We start from the raw sequence: 18027 nt of genomic DNA, 5'->3' as shown, positions 1-18027 counted from the left end.
CATTGTATGACCGACCTCAAACTCTCTGATAGCCAATTCCCCGATATCCAAGGTTTAATTCTAAATACTTACAAAATGCCTCTTGTACGTCATTTTGTGTTGCAAATCATCAATAGTGCAGATGCAGCGAAGGATTTCATTGGTAACTTAGTGAATGGAAACTCTGCATCAAGTCTTCAGATTACTACTGCTTCGTCATCGAACATCAAACCTGATTACTGCTTAAACATTGGATTCACCTATGAAGGTTTAAAAGCACTGAAACTAAGAGATGATTCTTTGAGTTCGTTTCCAAAAGAGTTTATTCAAGGCTCTGCTGCTAGAGCAGAAAAGGTCGGCGACACTGGAGCTAGCGCACCAGAGAACTGGAAAGGCAAGTTAGGCACCCCCGAAGCTCATATACTTCTGACTCTGTTTGCCCAAAGCAGCCATGTATTAGAGTCGGTGACAATGACACTACGAGCCTTATTTACACAGCAAAACGCCCTGACTGAGTTATCTCATCATGACGGGAACGCCTTGCCTGATGGTAGGACTCATTTTGGCTTCAAGGATGGTTTTTCACAGCCAACCATTGAGGGTGGGCCACCACCGGACTTTGCCAGCCCACTACCCCCTGCACCTGCTGGAGAATTTCTTTTGGGTTATCCCAGCCAACATCCTGGTTTTACTTTCCCTATTCCTACACCCCATGAGTTGGGGTTTAACGGTAGTTTTGTGGCTTTTCGTATCCTCCAGCAAGACGTTGACGGTTTTGAAAAATTTCTCCAAGAAAATGCTTCTAAAATTGGCATGAGTGTAGAAAAGTTAGCGGCCAAAGTCTGCGGTCGATGGCGTAACGGTGTACCACTTGTTCTTTCTCCTGAAACTGACGAACCCCAAATACCGATCGCGCCCAATCAAATGAACAATTTTGATTATGTAAGTTCGAGTGATGATCGGCATAACTTTGACGATAAAAGAGGCGATCGCTGTCCCATTGGCGCACATATCCGTCGTACTAATCCTCGTAGTGAAAAGGTGGCAGGTAATGGCGGTCACTTGCATCGGCTTGTTCGGCGGGGGTTGTCTTATGGCCCACCCTACGATCCTGCTGTTCCCAATGACGACATCGAACGCGGCACTCTAGGTATGTTTATTTGCGTTAGTCTCCTTGACCAGTTTGAATTTATCATGACTCAATGGGTTAATGATGGCATTTTTACCGCCGGTCTAGACAGAACTAAAGATCCGATGATAGGCAATAACACTCCAGAAGAAAGCAAATTCGTGATTCCCACTGAAGAGGGAGCCAAAACTATCAAGGGTTTTTCTCAGTTCGTGACAACCAGAGGGGGCGCTTATTGCTTCCTTCCCAGCATCACTGCACTGAAATACATAGCCTCTTTGCAGTCAGTACTAATCTGATTTTCTAGGAAATCAATAATTGGACAAAAAAGATGAGGCGCAATGAACACAGATTACATACTATTCATACACGGTGTTAACACTTGTGAGACGAAAGAACAACTCAACTATGCTGATAACCTTTTTCATGAGATTTAAAGTTTGAGCTAAGAATTTATCATCGTGTAAAGGAGGACAGTATGTCTAATAAATATAGAATCTTGTCGATTGATGGTGGAGGAATTCGAGGCATTATTCCAGCAGTAATTCTGGCTGAGATTGAAAGACGCACTAGTATGCAAATTTTTGAGATGTTCGATCTTATTGCTGGCACATCTACAGGAGGAATATTAGCTCTAGGTCTCACAAAGCCTTATCAAAGTTTAGACAAACCTAGTCAATCTAGTCAATCTAAATCTCAATACAGTGCTGAGGATTTAGTTAATCTCTATAAGGATGAAGGAAAATACATCTTTAATGAACAAGAAACAGTTGTAGATAAAATGTTAGAATTAATATTTAAACAGTTTCAAGAATTTTCAAAACATTTTCCACAACCTCTTCATTTACCAGAAATTGATGTTAATAGTTTAAAAGGCCCTAAGTTTTCATCTACGGGGAGAGAAAAAGTCTTAGAACGCTTTTTAGGAGAAACTCCTATTAATCAAGCTCTAAAAGAAGTAATGATTCCTAGTTATGATACTGAATTACGAACACCTATTTTCTTTACTAGTAACGCTCATTCTGAAAAACTAGGTACCAATTTCCGAAAGATTTGCAAAGAGTTTACTATGGTACAAGCAGCAATGGCGACTTCAGCCGCTCCGACTTACTTTGCTCCATATTTAGTTCCTAAACCCAAATTTCATTTAAATCCTAATAATCAAGAGAATGATTACTATTCATTAATCGATGGTGGTATATTTGCGAATAATCCAACCTCTTTAGCGATTATGGAGGCAATAATTTCTTATCAGAAATCTCAGAGGGAGCGACTATCTCTAGATAATATTTTAGTTGTTTCATTGGGAACAGGTTCATTAACTCGTAAATACTTTTATAATCATATAAAAAATTGGGGATTACTTAGCTGGGTAGAACCAATTCTAAATATTGTTTTTGATGGACAGAGTGAATCAGTCAGTTGCCAGCTTGAACAATTATTACCTGAATCTGAGGGAAATCCCAAGCAGTTTTTCCGCTTTCAAGCATTACTAACTGAAGCTAATGATAATATTGATGATGTGAGCGAGCAAAATATTGGAAGATTAGAATCTCTCGCTAAACAGATTATTAAAGATAGAAACAAAGATTTTGAAAATTTATGCAATATTTTAAAGGAGGTAAGAATCAGATAAAAACTCACTATGCGACTGTCCTGCATAACCCTCTCTGAAGAAACACTGTGCGTAAAGCTTATGTATCAAGGGTAGGAGAGGATAGAGTATTTTGCTGCTCTGGAGAAATTGGGACAATTTCAAGACCTTGAGCATGAGCTTTGTTCCTGAGATTTTTGAGAATCATTTCTTGGTATTTTTGCTCATAGTAGTCCATACCAGGATCGGTATATTGTCCAGCAGTTGCCCACATTTGGTAGAACAAGCGAGCCAAGAAAGTGGGCAGTGGCGGTGATGGCTTTTGGGGCACCCAAGCGCGATCGTAAGCGCCTGTAAAAAGCACCTAAAGCAGAACGGCTTTGAGAAGCGAGAAAAAGCAGCCATCCGAAGCGGCGCGATTAACAACTCGACGAGTCTGAGAACTTTTGACTTTACCACCAGTGATTTTTTGACCAGGGCATAAACCCAACTATGAGGTAAAGTGCTTAACAGTAGGAAATCGTTTGGGGTCTAATCCAACTTCTGAGAGAATGGTTTGCACAGTCAAAACATCAAGACCATCAATCTGACTTTTCCCGTTAAGTCTCGAAAGGCTTACTGGTAAAGGATTTAAGAAACAGCACAGCAGATACGGTAAAGTAATTGCAATCGGGTGCTAAAGGTGACAAGCAATGAGCCTTTTCAGAGCCGAAGTGTGGGTTTTGGTCATATCTCGGCTCAATACCGACTTGACATTAAGGTACTAGATTTAGCGGCAATTTATATAGTAGTGACTAAAAACATGAGTAACTCATTGGAGCAACTTGACGCGGTTGAAATTAAGGTGACAATCAAACCAGAACAAATCAAGGTTGCAGAAGATTTGTTTAAACTGAAACAAGATGAGTCAGAGAAACGTAAAATTTACTTCTGTGAGAATATTCAAACATTCCGCACAACTGGAAAACTTCAACTATTCGAGCATGGCATTATTTTGCGCCTTCGTAAAAACCAGGACAACCCAGATGATTCTACCGTAAAGCTTCGTCCTGTTTCGTCACAGATTTCTTCAGAATGGCGAGGAATAGAGGGGTTCAAAATTGAAGGAGATTGGGTAGGCGATCGCCGAATCGAATCTGCATCCTTCACCACCGAGCAGAAACAAGGTGAAATTGAAGAGACGCTCGAAGATAAGCGCTCACTAGACAAACTCTTTTCTGAGCAACAGGAACATTTTCTGAAGACAAGTGCTCAAATTGAAATTCACCTTAATAATTTGCAAGTAGTTGGTCCAGTTAAAGCTTTTCGCTGGAAGCCAAAGCTTGGTGGCAGTTTGACTTATCCGATTCGTTGTGAACGTTGGCACATACCTGACGGCAGACAGCTTCTTGAGTTATCCATTCGAGTTCAGCCAAAGCACGCACAGGTGGCTCAAGAGGAGTTCATGCATTATCTAAAGGACAATAAGCTTGACCCAACGGGTGTTCAAGAAACTAAAACTCGGCTTGTCTTAGAGTATTTTGCTAATGAACTGCAAGAGTAGAAAAACTAGTATAGCAACTGCCATTCGACCGAATTTCTCTAGAGATGATTTTCCGAGGTCTTTATCATTTTAGTGTTGCCTATGACAAAGGCACAGCCGTTGACCCTATTAAGTACTTTGCAGCCAAAGAAAATCAAGATTTAGGGGTAAATATAGCGGTGCGATGTAGAAGTTGAGTGTTAAAGGATGAAATGAATCCTTACAAAATGAGTGGAGAGCCAACTCTCCCAGTGGAGTCTGTCCCACTGTCCCCACGTAAAAGAGTCATTGACTCCGGTCCCACTGGTAGTAAGTAATGAAACCAGTGGAATGCAGACCACGAAAGAAACCAAACCTGGCAGCCTAAAACTGGGAATGGGCAAGGGGAAGTCCGACAGGGTTAATGAAAATGAACCGTTAAGGAAGCTTCGTCATTTGCCAATAAGTGAAATCAGGCTGATACACTTACAACCAAAAGGTACAGGGGTAGTGCAACGGCTCGCTATTTCGTTACACGACAGACTAAAACCCCCTCGGAGTATAAGGCGGAACCCGACCCGGACGCTTCTCTTACACTCGAAACTACAGTAAGCCCAATGGATTCTCTGCAACTTATAGCAGAGTAGGAGAACCGCAAGGAACGCACAACTATCTAGTGGGTAAAGGATACCGGAAAAAGCGAATGTCCCAGTTCAGGCGGGGAATAAGGGTTCAAGCTTTGCGCCACGTTGAAAAACGGCAGACTTCCGGTAGGTCTTCAACGATAAATCAAGGTAAAAAGAACCGAATTCATTGTGAAAGATAGAGTCCAACTGGACATCGGAACAAGAAAACCGCTTCAAAACTGGGCTGACATTAACTGGCGGCTCACAAAAAAGCGTGTCAGGAACTTAAGACAGAGAATTTATCGTGCAACTAAAAACCAACAGTGGAATCGGGTCAGAAGCCTGATGAAACTAATGATACGCAGTTTCTCCAACCTGCTATTATCTGTGCGACGAATCACCCAGGAAAACCAGGGGAAAAATACGGCGGGCATAGATGCTCAGATTGTACTCACTCCCGAACAAAGAGTAAACCGATCGCCTGCTCAAAAATTGTGTTTCCAACCCTGGTTTTCAGTTATATTTTGAGTACTCTTGCTTATTGACAAATGGTATCCGACCTTAACCTCTCACGAATGCTACAATTACATTTGGAGAATTATCAAAATGCCTCTTCAAAAAGGTTATGCAGTTCTAAAAGGCCATGTGATCAGTGGTGTCCCTGCCAAGCCTGGTAAGGATCACTATTCCGTTCATGTTGTTGATGATGAGAAAGACTATCGGATCGCTATCAATGTTCGCTCAAATGCCAAGAACTTTGGTAAAGATTTGTGGTTCTTCCTTGATGAAAATTATCAGCATCCCATCATCACCGCTCTCAAAGCCCTGCCTCTCGGACGTAAGATATTTCAGCCCAATGCCACCGCGGCCGAGCGCAAGGACTTCGGAATCACCCTTGACTTTATCCGCATGAACCTCTTTGACCGAACGAAGATGAAGATTTTTCCTGGTTATCTTGAGGGTGCCCACAACGACCTTAACGAGCGCATTGACGACCTGATTACCGATCTAGCTGGAGATGAAGAAAGTTTGGTCTATGCTTTTGGTGAACCGTGGATCGACGAACCGATTAAGGACAAAGTATTTGGGTTCAGACCAGGTAACGGAGTCCATGACATCCATATGAACCAAGGCGATCTGACTGGGGATCATGCTCACGAAGATGGGGTATACCAAGATGGCGGCTTGATCTTCTACTATGCTCCTGAGAACCGCTATATAGCTTACTTCACGAAGTTTCAGTCTCAAAGTTGGCACACAGATGATTTAACGGGACACGCCATCAGCGGAGAGGGCGACAACCTTGGACCAGGCAGTGGACAGAGTGGTGGACCCATTGCTCATGGTACTCATGGAGGCGGAAACCCGATGACTCCCGGACATGACCCAGATTTCCAAGTGCGGATTATTGCCGCAATGGTCAACCCCGTTGGTCCTGCACCGGAAGCAGAGACAGTAACATTACTCAATACCACCACTCAAGTAGTTGATTTAACCGGATGGTTCCTCGCTGACAAACAAAAAAACAAGATGCCACTTTCTGGCTCCATACCAAAGGGCGGAACGCTTCAAGTTTCCGTAGAGATGCCAATGCAACTGTCTAACTCAGGTGGGATCATCACCCTACTGAATAATCGGGGTGTCAAGATCCACGGTGTTAGTTACACAGCACAGCAGGCTCACACAGAAGGGGTCACTATTGTATTCGGAGCTTAACTAGAGGTAAAAGTAGCCAAGATATATTTTGCTGCCAGGTAAAGCTTGAAAGGCTTGCCATTAAGGAGTTACAGAAATAAAATCGCTGTTTTTATCAAAAAACGGAGAAAAAGCTTGCCATACTCGTCGCCTGCAAATGCTATGTAACTGCTAGTAGGGAAAGTATGAGAGCATTGAACTGCCATACCTTGCCAAATTTCTGCTAGCACTTCGGCAACGCGGCGGGGACTTTCGGCTGCAATAGAAATAGGCATCACCGTACCAAAAGAGATAATTTGTATGCTAAGGATGAAACCCAGACGGAGCAAGCTTTTCAAGACTTGCTTTCTACCATCATTTTTGTGAAATTACTATGGTTATGCTGCTAGTTTTGATCTAGATTTAACGAAAAATCGTCGTTTCAAACACTTGAAATTTTCTTAGCGTACAAAAAACCTTTTTTGGCACGGTGATGCCTTTGTCTGCAAAGGGTTGAAGCTGATTGACAACTTCATCAGGTAAGTCAAATGTAACTTGCATAGACGTTTGCTTTTACTACAAGGATACACTTTCTGGATTTTAGCTGACAGAATATTCCACAATTAAATCAATTGGATACCGCGTACCTTTGGTCGGCGTAGCCATCGCAATTGCAATTAATCGTTTGGTTCTAAAAGCTTGCCCAGAGCTTCAACGGACTGCCGCCAGCCGCTTTCCATGCCGCTGGCAACCATGCCGTCACGGTCTGACTGGCTCATTGCTGTGCTATGGGTACGAATCTCAGTTGTATGTTCGTCAATTGCGACAAACTCAGCTTTTTCCAGCATGACATGCCCACGTTCCGGCATCCCCAAGAATTCAAATGTCTGCACGATTCGTTTATCTAGAGCGACTTCATGAAAACAGCCAGTAAACTCATACTCGTGACCGTCTTCTGATTGTTCAGCAATGTGCCAACTGCCGCCGTCTTGACAATCGAAGTGATATACTTTCATTGGATTGCCGCGACACCACCAAGTAGCAAACAGTTCCTCTTTGGTATATGCTTCAAATACCTTTTCTAACGAAGCCTTGATTGTGACAGTACCGAAGATATTTTGTGAATTTTCTGGAACTGTTACTGTTAGATGTGCCATACTACCCTCCTGCTACTTTGTTATCGATCTTCTAGTAGTTTTTCCAGAGCATCAAAGCGGGCACTCCAGATTTTTTCATACTCGCCCAGATACGCTGCGGCTACTTTGAGAGTTTTCGGCTGAATCTGAATAACTTTCTCCTTACCACTTCGATGCTTGGTAATTAGTCCGGCTTTCTCCAATACACTGATGTGCTTTGCGATCGCTGCAAAAGACATCGCATAGGGTTGTGCTAATTCGCCGATCGTATGTTCTGCTGTTGATACCCGCTTCAGAATGTCTCGCCGCGTCACATCAGCCAGAGCAGCAAAAATTTTATCAAGGGCTACATTTGATTCAACCATATAGTTGAATGATATCCAAACATACAGATCGTGTCAAGTGACAACACGGACAACTTTTACCTTCTGTCTTGGGCAATTTCTACCTGAAGTCACATACAATTTTGGGTGTTACTTCCACTGTGCTTCCAGGCGATCGCCGCGATAGGCATCGCTGCCGACTATCGTGCGATTAGTGAAGAGGAAACAGAGTAGACTATGCCGAAACCGTTAGACTCCAAGTGTCAGCTATGCTCCAAATTACCAACAACTCAAGCAAAACTACTGCATGGGCCACAAGGGGACGGGTGTTGGAATCCCAAAGTCTGTCATAATCGCCGTTCGTTTTACCGCCACCGCTCCCAGAATAATTCAGCAGAAATTGATTCAGTAACAGTCGAACCACCAGCAACATATTTTGCAGTGCTGTATTTGTATAAAGAATCAGGGGATAAACCATTGCACGCCTTGGGCGCAGAACTCTGGCTGGGGCAACAGCCTATTTGTCGCTTAGAACCAATTCACTGTTTTGGGCTAACGGCTGGTAAGATCCGCGCCTATACAGATCAGGTGTTGCAGGCGTTTGCGAAACAATATGGTGTTTCGCTCTATCAATATAAGGATATGTTTGAAATTACCTCAAGTTACTGCCCAGTGCGGCCTTGCCCCTTGCATCCACAATCTTAGAGATGACCACATATCGTCAATTAACAATTTGGGATGTGCTTGATGAGTTGTCCGAGTCTCCACCAACTTCTTCCCTTGATGCTATGTGGGATTGTTTGGATGCCGAGCTAGAAAGTTTACCCTTGGAGGCACAGTTATCAACCGCAGCGCTTGCCTTCAGTCAAATTGCAGATATTCTTAAGTCTCGTGCGGAAGTGCTGTTGCAAGATACCCGTGATCGCAATAGTCTTTTAGGGCCAGTTGTTAGCACCGATCTCTTTGCTGGTCTAGTGCGGACAACAATGCACCTAGATTTAGATGATTTGATTGAACCGCAAACACCACAAACCTTTAAACCACATGGCCCACACCAATTTTCATCTCCTACTGAATCGGGTGATTCTGTAGCAGCACCTGTTGAGAAAGCGAATGTTTTGGCAATGCTTGATGAGGTGACAACTTTAGAAGATGTCCGCAATTTGGCATCAGATGAGGATGTGGAAAAATGGCAGAGAGCGATCGCTAACTACTTGATAAATGTCAAAGATGAGATTTCTTTAGTTAAACTGCAACGTGTGTTGCAAATGCCGATGGTAGAAGTATGGTTAGGACTATTGCTGGGTGGGTTTACACTAGAACAGCGCGGTGATTTTTATAACAGTCGGAATATTTGGGTAAAAAGTTCTCCAATTACTACCAGCAACCTTGTTTAAATTTTGTAAATTTCTTATCTTGATTGGGTTCAATCGTAATCTTAGAAAGAAAAAAAGCTCCAAAACCTGGAGGTTTTTATTGAGCGATAATAGAGGTGCGGCGGAGTGGCTCATTAGCAATCGCGCTGTGTTGTACTTTTCTTCGAGTGCAAAATTAGCGGTCTAAAGCATGGAAGGCTTTTCAGTCCGATAACTGTTGCTAAAATAACGAGCGGACAAAGGTCACAACTTTATATAATCTTTTATAGAAGACTAAGCTTAACCTAAAATGACCGACACGCCTGAGTACTTCCCAAGCAGACTAGACCGCATTGAACAAATAATGCTAGGGCTTGCCGAACGACAAGCCAACACTCAACAGCAGTTAGACTCACTTACCGAAAATGTAAATCGTGTATTAGCCAGGAGTGCAATTTTGGACGATGTACTACTTGAATTACGCGACTCTCATGAAGAACATCAGCGCAACTTTGAAATACATCAGCGCAACTTTGAAGAGCATCGTCAGGACTTTCAAGAACACCAACGCACCACAAATGCAGCACTACAAAGTCTTGAAGCTATCTTGCTACAGTTAACTCGAAATCATTCTTGAGATGCGATCGCACATGAGGGTAAATTTCAAGCAAGTCACCTTCACATAAAGCGATTGCTCTTGCCACTAATGCTTACCTTGGATCGGATCAGCACTCTTCAACGTTCATCCCGCAACCACTCTAGCCCAATCGTCAACGCCGCTTCCGCAGTATGATAAATTTTTTGCTCTCTAAAGATGCCACCTGTGCGACTGATGATCCGAAACTGCCAGCAATGCCCAGGGGTATAAAAAACAATTAGGACACTGCCATTCATACAAAGCACTGTATAAACTTTAACTTTCCACATTCGCGCTGTGCAGAACCTCAAGGAGCTAGCCAAAGCTTCTGGCTACAAGAGGGACACGGGAGCAATGCGGTTTTGTCAGATCCAGTAAAAAACAAGCGATCGCAAAAATCAAATCTAAGTAAGAAGTGCCTTTATTTACTAAATATATGTTGATAGTCGTGAGAATTCATCTTGATGAGATATCTCAAAAAGATTAATAGCAAGTCATTTGGCCATTGTTACCAAAATATCTACAATCAGTCTTTTATACTTAGTGTTAATTAAACCAAATAATAAGTTGAGAGTAGAAGTAAAGTATAAAATTTATCAAGCGGTTTGGGATTTGATAAAGGAATTAAAAATGGAAGCACAAAAATTATCCCAACTTTTAGCTATCCATTGACAACGCAGATGTAACATAATTTCTGCATTTTCTTTCAACCAGAATTTACTGTTTCCTTTGATTCTTAAATTTACAACTTGGCGGATTAAACTCTCAATTGCACCACTACCAATAGGGAGTTTTTTATTTAGGGCTTGCTGAAAAAGAAAGAAAAGGTGGCAGTCTCTAGATTATTAGAGCCTAAAAATATATTCAGGTGCAAGAGTTGAGGGTAAAATAGTGCAAAATCCTTGCATCACAGTGGTCAAAAATGACATAGAGTATCATTAGTCACAATGTACCGAAAAGAAGAATCAACGCCAATTCCACCAGAAAATTTTGAACTTCCATTTGAAGGAAAGTTATCATCAGATAACCGTTGGGTAATTATGGCTGATTTAATACCCTGGAAAGAATTTGAGTCGGAATATTCTTCGGGATTCTCTCCAGAGATGGGAGCGCCAGCAAAATCTTTTCGGATGGCATTGGGGGCATTAATAATCAAAGAAAAGCTAGGGATAAGCGATAGAGAAACAGTAGAACAAATAAGGGAGAATCCATATCTACAGTATTTTCTGGGGATGTCATTATATAGTAATGACATGCCATTTAACCCATCAATGTTAGTACATTTTAGAGAAAGAATAAGTGGGGAGTTAGTTAACAAAGTGAATCAAGAGATGGTGAGGAAGATGTTAGATAAAACCTCATCTCAATCAACTCCCAAAAAAACAGCAGAACCAGAAGAAGAAGGAAGTGAGCCAAAAAATCGGGGGAAATTAATATTAGATGCGACTTGTGCGCCGGGAGATATCAGTTATCCGACAGATTTAGAGCTATTAAATCAAGCCAGAAAACAAACAGAAAAAATTATAGACTTCCTGTATGAACAGGTGAAAGAACAATTAAGTAAAAAGCCAAGAACCTATCGAGAAGTCGCACGCAAAGATTATCTAGAAGTAGCAAAAAAACGTCGAGCATCCCAAAAAGATAGAAGCAAAGCTATAAAAAAACAACTGCAATATATCAAAAGGAATTTAGCACATATTGAGCAATTAGTGTTGTTAGAGTCCAGGTTGGTAAATTTAAGTCATAGACAATATAAGATGTTGCTTGTCGCAACAGAAGTTTATCGTCAACAACTATGGATGTATGAAAATAAAAAGCAGAGTATTGAAGACCGGATTGTGAGTTTAAGTCAACCACATATTCGTCCAATTGTCCGAGGTAAAGCCGGTAAAACCGTGGAATTTGGGGCAAAATTGTCGGTTAGCTGTTTTGATGGCTATGTGTTTTTAGACCATATTAGTTGGGATAACTTTAACGAATCAACCGACTTAAAAGTACAAATAGAATCTTTTAAAGACTATACTGGGTATTATCCAGAATCCGTTCATGTTGATAAAATTTATCGCACCAGAGAGAATCGAGCTTGGTGTAAAGAACGAGGTATTAGAATTAGTGGAGTTCCGTTAGGTAGACCTCCAAAAACTGTGAGTCAAGAAAAAAAGAAGCAAGCTAAAGAGGACGAAGGAATTCGTAATTCTATTGAGGGTAAGTTTGGACAAGCTAAAAGAAGATTTGGCTTGGATAGAGTGATGGCGAAACTAAATCATACTTCTGTTACTGCAATTGCTATTACTTTTTTAGTCATGAATCTTTCTACTCAAATGTCACAGCTTTTGTGTACTTTTTTGTGTCCATTTTTCAATATTAGACCTAGTATACGGTCTAATATTATTGATACTTATAATTTGATAGCAAGCAGATAGGACACAGTTATGATTAACCCTTATTGAGTAACTAATCAATCCTTCTCCTGCCGGTTTCTGACTTTTTCAGCAAGCCCTATTTATTGCTTTATCGTAATTTAAACGCCCTTTACGATAAGCATCTAAAATATAATTCCGCTTAACTACCATAATCTTACACCGCTCTCCAGTAGCTACAGCAATCAACTCATCCATCTGGGTGATTAAAGATTTGGCTTTACCTTTTTTTAAACTCTTCCTAACTTTTACAAACCATTCTTTAGACTGCGCTTCTTCATTAAAAGCCGCATCTGCAAATACTTTTATATTTTCCGTAACATGATAAAAATCGAATAGTTGATAAGTTTCAACTGGGCATCCTAATCTTGCCAAAAGTGGGGGAATATGTATCCAGATCCACTCTGCTCCATCCCCAATTAATAATACTTGTTTTGCTTGACTAATTCCCAAGTCAACTAAATCCGCTTCTAAAATCTCTAAAAGCGCCTTATATCCTTCATAAGTGCCATCATTCGTAATAGGAATTTCAGAACTATTTATTTTTTTACCTTGCTCATCAACAACATAAATTGTGAATAATTTTGGCTCAACCCATTTGCCGATAAAGCCGTGTCGCTTGGTTTTGGAATTTTTTCTCCCCTTTTTATTAATTCGGATTCGACTCCGACCACCATCTACAGCGATGACAACTCTTTGGTCTTTAAGAATATTACCTTCAACTAAATTCCCTGATTGGCGATTTAAGATTTTAGATTGACGCAAGTTGATGCCAGTTTGACCAAATTTGTATGTCAAACGCTCAATTCGCTTTAAACTAAGATCAATTCCCCAACCAGTTAAAGTTGTGCAGGCGGCTTCAAATGAGCTAGTGATTGCACCATATTGAGCAACTGTTGACCATACTAACGGGGTTAATCCTTCTGACATCCCCAACCACTTTAACAAGGGAGAAAATCCCTGAAGAGACATTTTATTTGTAGTCTTTGTTGACTTTTTTATTACCATATATGGTAATTTTAGAGTGAATAAAACGTTTCCAACTGTTAAGATTTGGCGTTTTCTATAACCATGTTTTTGCATCTTAGTATCCCACCAGCTTCTCGTTTGAATCATAGCTGTTTGATTAGCTGACTGAGATTGAGAGAGGTTATACAACAAAATTGCAATACACTGTCCAGCTAAAATAAGTGCAATTTCTCTAATTTTTTCTTCTCTTTCTTTAAGAATTTTTCCATTCCATTCCGTGATGTTCGTCAATTCTAAATATTTTGTTACCTGCGAAGAAAAGTCTGATAATGATTTACTCAAATCTAAAGTTGCACATATATTTTTTTCCATTAAGGTAGATAATCCCTATCTCTAAATTCTTGCTCAAAGGGAATCCTAGCTTTTTTGGCTCAAAAAAGAGAGTCTTGCAAGTTATGACTCAAACTCATCTTCTATTTTTAAGTGTTAATACTACTTAAAAAGTATAAATTTATTTATACTACTGGGATAATGATTTAGCGATCGCTTGTTTTTTACTGGATCTGACGAAACCGCATTGCTCCCGAGGGACACTAACTTTAAATATGTACACGTCGCTAGATTTTTTTAGGGCAAAGTGTAGTTCAAAGGCGATCGCTCTGCTCATTCTTGGTCAAATCTTCTGCTACTTCGACAGCCGTTACTAATACCGTTGCTGAAGCTTAATATCATCCTGCTTAAGGCATAAGTCACACAGCAGATATGCCTTTTTGGGGTATCGCTGAGAGTTAATCGAGTTTTCTCAGGACTTTAAAGCTTAATACTGGCCAAAACCCTTGTTAAATCAAGAATTGACGTTTTATTTAATTCGATATTTACTCTCCTACAACTTAAATTCAATATTATAATCATGATTTTCACTTGCTAACATTTTTCTCTAATGAGAAGTTTATATTGTAAAAAAATTTGATTTTTAACTTTCTAAGAGATGAAGAATACAAGAGCAAGGCTTTGTAACAATATTCAGATATTGTGGAATGCTTTGAAGCTGTTGTGGGTAACGTCTCTATCAATAAGAATTAGCTCAAGCTACTACTAATCTTAGCAATTCTCTAATACCAATAATCTGAAGCATTTAAAGTTATCGATTAAATTACGAAACTCTATATAAAAAATCTTTAAAAATCTACTCAAAGCAATATTATAAGAAATGTAGCTTAGAAACTTTAATCGGAATATCTATGAATTTATTGACTTATCTGATGCATTTAGCAAGTTCAGGAGCTGTTGCTTACTATACTGCTTCCCAAATCCGCGACTCTAAAACTCGCCCTATTGTACTTAAGGGTTTACATCTCTCAGAAGCTGGTTCCGTTGGATTTCTCTCTGCACTTAGTGAGCGTGCAGATAGTGAAGGCGATATATGGCTGGCTGAAAAGTTGAGAAAACACGCATTGGATGAAACTAAGCATAGTCAAATTTTTGCTCATGCGTTAAAGCAGATAGATAAAAATCTCATAGATTCAGAGACAAAAACTGCATCTAAAAGTCAATCAAAGCAAGGGCGTAGCCCTCTTTTTGCCGCCTACTATGAAGGTTATAGCAAAGAACAACTCAGCCCTGCCATGATTACCTGGGATGTTTTTATGGCAAGTACCTATATTATGGAGTTGGATGCTGGTAAAGACTATATGCGAATGGCAAATGTATTACCTGATGATGAACGTTACAATCGTAACTTAAAACTAGGGATGTTAAGCATTGCTAAAGATGAAACAGGACATGCTGCCTACCTTTATGAAGCAATGATGCGGCGAATGCCTGCGAAGCAAGTGGAAAACTTAGTTGACGAATGGCGCACCCGTAAAGTTCAGGCAATATTTAAAGTAATTGATTATGTTCTTCAAGACACTGACAAGATAGAAGCAGCATAGCATCTTAAAATAGCTGTGGCGTAAGCAGCTGATTGAGTCTGTAAATAAAAGTTATTCAAAGTTTATTAGGGATGCTTTTAGAGATGTGTTGGAAAACATCTCTAAAAGTTTCTTTAATCTATAAATTAAAACTTACGTCTTTATTTAAAAAGACTAAAACTCTATGAAAGCTATCATTAAGACATTTTTAGTTACAGTTTTTCTTTCCTGCTCAAGCACTTTTCCATCTGAAGCTCAGATTACTCCAGATAATACTTTATCTAATAATACTTCTATAAAAATAGAAGGAAGAAATAGAATTATTGAAGGAGGTACTCAAGTAGGGAACAATCTTTTTCATAGTTTTCAAGACTTTTCTATTCCTAGCGAAACTATAGCTGTATTTAATAACGCTTTAAACATTAATAACATTATTAGCAGAGTAACTGGTGGATTAATTTCTAATATTGATGGGCTGATAAGATCCAATGGAACAGCTAACTTATTTTTAATTAATCCAAATGGAATTATTTTTGGAGCAAATGCTCGATTAGACGTTGGTGGTTCTTTTTTAGCAACCACAGCAAGTAGTATTAAGTTTATTGATGGCATGGAATTTAGTGCCATAAAACCTCAATATCCTTCTTTGCTTACATTAAATGTACCTGTTGGATTACAATTTTCTGGAAGTCCTGGAGCAATTAATGTTCAAGGCAATGGTTTTCCTATTCAGGACTCTATTTTGAGATCCCCTATTGATGCAAGTACAATTTCTACTGGTTTACAAGTCAAACCTGGAAATACTTTAGCTTTGATAGGAGGAGATATATTGTTAGATGGAGGGGTTATTAGTGCAAAAAATGGAAGGATTGAGTTAGTAAGTATAGAGCAAGGGGAAGTAAAATTTAAGCCAGAAAATAATAGTTTATTTTTCAACTATGAAAATGTTTTAAGTTTTAAAGATATAACCTTTTTAAGAACTGCTTTAACTTATGTTAATAGCATACAAGGTCAAGGCAATACTATTAATATTCAGGGAAACAATGTAAAAGTACTAAATGGCTCCTTAATCTATAGCCAAAATCAGGGCTTTAAAGAAAATGGGGAGATTAGCATTAACTCTCAAAATTTAGAGGTGAAAGATGCATCAGAATTTGGTATTAGTGGTATTTATACTACCAATTTTGGAAATACGCCTGGAGAAAATATTGAACTTAATTCAGATAGAATAAATATTAGAGGAGCGCAAATAGCTACTACTACTTTTAATAATGCTCCGGGTGGTAATATCAAAATCAATGCTAATGATTATTTAAAAATAAGTGGCTCTATTCCATCTAATGTTAATCAATTTGGTTTAAGTGCTATAAATACTTTTAGTTATGTCAATTATGGAGATGGTGGAAACATCACTGGTATAATCAAAAATTTAACATTAGAAGATGGGGGAAATATAACTACAGCTTCTAGTTCGTTTGGTAGTGCTGGTAATTTAAGCCTAATGACAGAAAACATTAAACTTGAAGATGGAAGCAGTTTAGGATCTTCAACTTTTAATTATGGTAAGGGAGGCGATGTTTTAATAAATGCAAATAACACTATAGACATTACAGGTAGATCGCCTACAATCGGACCTAGTACAATCAATGCAGTTACTTTTGGAAGCGGTAACGCTGGTAGCTTAGAAATTAATACCTCAAAACTACTGGTTAGAAATGGCGGAGGTATATCTACAAGCACACTCTCGTTTGGAAGCGCTGGAAATCTCACTATTAACGCTTCTGACTCCATAGAAGTTTCGGGAAGAGACTCAAATTCAAAACTTCCTAGTTTTATAAATTCATCAGCAGATATTTTGGATAATAGCTTAAGAATTAGATTTAATAGAGTACCTGCAACTCCCACTGGAGATGCAGGTAAAATAAATATTAATAGTAGACAGCTAACTATTGCTAATAATGCTCTAATTAGTGTTAAAAATGAGGGATCAGGTAACGCAGGAACCCTTGAAATTAAAGCCAAAGACATCAACATTATAAATAATGGAGGTGTTAGTGCAACGACTGCTGTTGGTGAGGGTGGTGACATTATTTTCAATGTAAATAATGTTCTCTTACGCAATGGTATTATCTCTGCAACTGCTGGTCAGCAAGGAACCAAGGGCAACGGTGGTAACATTACTTTCAATGCAGAAACACTAGCTCTTTTAGAAAAGAGTAGTATCACTGCTAATGCCTTTGAAGGACGGGGTGGTAATATCACAATCAATACACAAGGGTTTTTTCCTACTTTTGATAGCAAAATTACAGCTAGCTCAGACAAAGGAATTGACGGTATAGTTCAAATCAATACCTTAGAATTGGATTTCACTAAAGCAGCGATAGTTCTACCAGCAATTAATATCTCTCCAGTTGCTCAGGTCTGCTCTACACAATCGAGTCAAGAATCTAACAAGTTTGTGAACAGAGGATCTGGGGGTATTCCACCAAGCCCTAGAGATCCCCTTAACAGCAATTATGGCTGGAGAAATGAGGAGCAACAACCCATTTTCGCCAAACAATCACAACAGCTAATACAAACCCAAGCAACTCAAAAATATGTGGAAGCACAAGGATGGAAAGACAATGGAGATGGTACGGTAAGTTTTACAACTACGCCAGAAGATGTGGTTTCTTATGGTTCTTTATCAGATCCGCCTTGCCATAGTTCTCAGAAATCTTGGTAATACAATACAGATAGCATTGAAACAAAGTTTCTGCTTATTGAAATAT

The 18027-nt window shown here is 39.6% G+C and carries 17 protein-coding genes and 3 pseudogenes; 12 read left to right on the top strand and 8 right to left on the bottom strand.

The genetic code is table 11. From position 1 onward, the window contains the following. Window positions 1-6 precede the first annotated feature (6 nt). Both ACFFRD_RS01080 and ACFFRD_RS01075 read left to right on the top strand, forming a co-directional pair. Complete coding sequence (locus tag ACFFRD_RS01080) at window positions 7-1407, top strand: Dyp-type peroxidase (protein ID WP_392475935.1); 1401 nt, start codon at window positions 7-9, stop codon at window positions 1405-1407. A 179-nt stretch (window positions 1408-1586) separates the two neighbouring features. Then, window positions 1587-2744, top strand: a complete 1158-nt coding sequence (locus ACFFRD_RS01075; RefSeq protein WP_392475934.1) for a patatin-like phospholipase family protein — start codon at window positions 1587-1589, stop codon at window positions 2742-2744. 58 nt (window positions 2745-2802) lie between these two features. Here the strand turns inward: ACFFRD_RS01075 and ACFFRD_RS01070 are convergent, their stop codons facing one another. Beyond that, entirely contained in the window at window positions 2803-3066 is a 264-nt protein-coding gene (locus tag ACFFRD_RS01070; protein WP_392475933.1) for a hypothetical protein, read from the bottom strand. A 318-nt stretch (window positions 3067-3384) separates the two neighbouring features. Here ACFFRD_RS01070 and ACFFRD_RS01065 point away from each other — a divergent pair, with 318 nt between their 5' ends. From ACFFRD_RS01065 to ACFFRD_RS01050, 4 genes and pseudogenes are all read left to right on the top strand, one after another. Then, complete coding sequence (locus ACFFRD_RS01065) at window positions 3385-4245, top strand: hypothetical protein (RefSeq protein ID WP_392475932.1); 861 nt, start codon at window positions 3385-3387, stop codon at window positions 4243-4245. A 17-nt stretch (window positions 4246-4262) separates the two neighbouring features. Beyond that, window positions 4263-4394: pseudogene (locus ACFFRD_RS01060) on the top strand (IS4 family transposase); the annotation flags it as partial. Between the two features lie 624 nt (window positions 4395-5018). Next, complete coding sequence (locus tag ACFFRD_RS01055) at window positions 5019-5357, top strand: reverse transcriptase N-terminal domain-containing protein (protein ID WP_392475931.1); 339 nt, start codon at window positions 5019-5021, stop codon at window positions 5355-5357. A gap of 78 nt (window positions 5358-5435) precedes the next feature. Then, complete coding sequence (locus ACFFRD_RS01050; RefSeq protein WP_392475930.1) at window positions 5436-6545, top strand: DUF2278 family protein; 1110 nt, start codon at window positions 5436-5438, stop codon at window positions 6543-6545. A gap of 68 nt (window positions 6546-6613) precedes the next feature. Here ACFFRD_RS01050 and ACFFRD_RS01045 read toward each other — a convergent pair whose 3' ends face one another. The 4 genes from ACFFRD_RS01045 to ACFFRD_RS01030 form a co-directional block, all read right to left on the bottom strand. After that, window positions 6614-6799: a hypothetical protein gene (locus tag ACFFRD_RS01045; RefSeq protein WP_392475929.1), complete on the bottom strand. Its 186-nt coding sequence runs from the start codon at window positions 6797-6799 to the stop codon at window positions 6614-6616. Between the two features lie 127 nt (window positions 6800-6926). Beyond that, window positions 6927-7064, bottom strand: coding sequence for a hypothetical protein (locus ACFFRD_RS01040; RefSeq protein WP_392475928.1), 138 nt, complete (start codon window positions 7062-7064; stop codon window positions 6927-6929). Window positions 7065-7180: 116 nt separating this feature from the next. After that, window positions 7181-7660, bottom strand: coding sequence for an SRPBCC domain-containing protein (locus ACFFRD_RS01035; RefSeq protein ID WP_242056000.1), 480 nt, complete (start codon window positions 7658-7660; stop codon window positions 7181-7183). Between the two features lie 20 nt (window positions 7661-7680). Then, window positions 7681-8004, bottom strand: a complete 324-nt coding sequence (locus tag ACFFRD_RS01030; protein WP_334701572.1) for a metalloregulator ArsR/SmtB family transcription factor — start codon at window positions 8002-8004, stop codon at window positions 7681-7683. A gap of 195 nt (window positions 8005-8199) precedes the next feature. Here ACFFRD_RS01030 and ACFFRD_RS01025 point away from each other — a divergent pair, with 195 nt between their 5' ends. The 3 genes from ACFFRD_RS01025 (at window position 8200) to ACFFRD_RS01015 (ending at window position 9954) form a co-directional block, all read left to right on the top strand. Beyond that, entirely contained in the window at window positions 8200-8667 is a 468-nt protein-coding gene (locus ACFFRD_RS01025; RefSeq protein WP_392475927.1) for a hypothetical protein, read from the top strand. A 2-nt stretch (window positions 8668-8669) separates the two neighbouring features. After that, a complete protein-coding gene (locus ACFFRD_RS01020) occupies window positions 8670-9359 on the top strand; it encodes a hypothetical protein (RefSeq protein ID WP_392475926.1) in 690 nt (229 codons plus the stop codon). Between the two features lie 268 nt (window positions 9360-9627). Then, window positions 9628-9954 carry a hypothetical protein gene (locus ACFFRD_RS01015; RefSeq protein WP_340096512.1) on the top strand — a complete coding sequence of 109 codons (327 nt, stop codon included), beginning with the start codon at window positions 9628-9630 and terminating at the stop codon, window positions 9952-9954. 98 nt (window positions 9955-10052) lie between these two features. On the opposite strand, the gene ACFFRD_RS01010 is transcribed toward ACFFRD_RS01015, so the two are convergent. Further along, the gene (locus tag ACFFRD_RS01010) at window positions 10053-10244 is read right to left on the bottom strand and encodes a hypothetical protein (protein WP_340096511.1); all 192 of its coding nucleotides are present in this window, start codon (window positions 10242-10244) and stop codon (window positions 10053-10055) included. 306 nt (window positions 10245-10550) lie between these two features. Then, a pseudogene (locus ACFFRD_RS01005) lies at window positions 10551-10751 on the bottom strand (ISLre2 family transposase); the annotation flags it as partial. A gap of 150 nt (window positions 10752-10901) precedes the next feature. Between ACFFRD_RS01005 and ACFFRD_RS01000 the strand changes: the two are divergent. Continuing rightward, on the top strand, window positions 10902-12377 hold the full coding sequence (locus tag ACFFRD_RS01000; RefSeq protein WP_392475925.1) for an IS5 family transposase: 1476 nt from the start codon (window positions 10902-10904) through the stop codon (window positions 12375-12377). A gap of 75 nt (window positions 12378-12452) precedes the next feature. Here ACFFRD_RS01000 and ACFFRD_RS00995 read toward each other — a convergent pair. Continuing rightward, window positions 12453-13715 (bottom strand): annotated as a pseudogene (locus tag ACFFRD_RS00995) (ISLre2 family transposase); the annotation flags it as partial. An 869-nt stretch (window positions 13716-14584) separates the two neighbouring features. Here ACFFRD_RS00995 and ACFFRD_RS00990 point away from each other — a divergent pair. Together ACFFRD_RS00990 and ACFFRD_RS00985 are read left to right on the top strand one after the other, a co-directional pair. Then, window positions 14585-15277 (top strand): ferritin-like domain-containing protein, encoded by a 693-nt coding sequence (locus tag ACFFRD_RS00990; RefSeq protein WP_340096510.1) that lies wholly within the window; start codon window positions 14585-14587, stop codon window positions 15275-15277. A gap of 163 nt (window positions 15278-15440) precedes the next feature. Continuing rightward, window positions 15441-17981: a filamentous hemagglutinin N-terminal domain-containing protein gene (locus tag ACFFRD_RS00985; protein ID WP_392475924.1), complete on the top strand. Its 2541-nt coding sequence runs from the start codon at window positions 15441-15443 to the stop codon at window positions 17979-17981. The last annotated feature ends 46 nt before the right edge of the window (window positions 17982-18027 follow it).

This window comes from Nostoc sp. C110 (genome assembly GCF_043099725.1).
Classification (GTDB): Bacteria; Cyanobacteriota; Cyanobacteriia; order Cyanobacteriales; family Nostocaceae; genus Nostoc; species Nostoc muscorum_A.
This window is presented reverse-complemented; position numbering and strand designations above follow the sequence as displayed.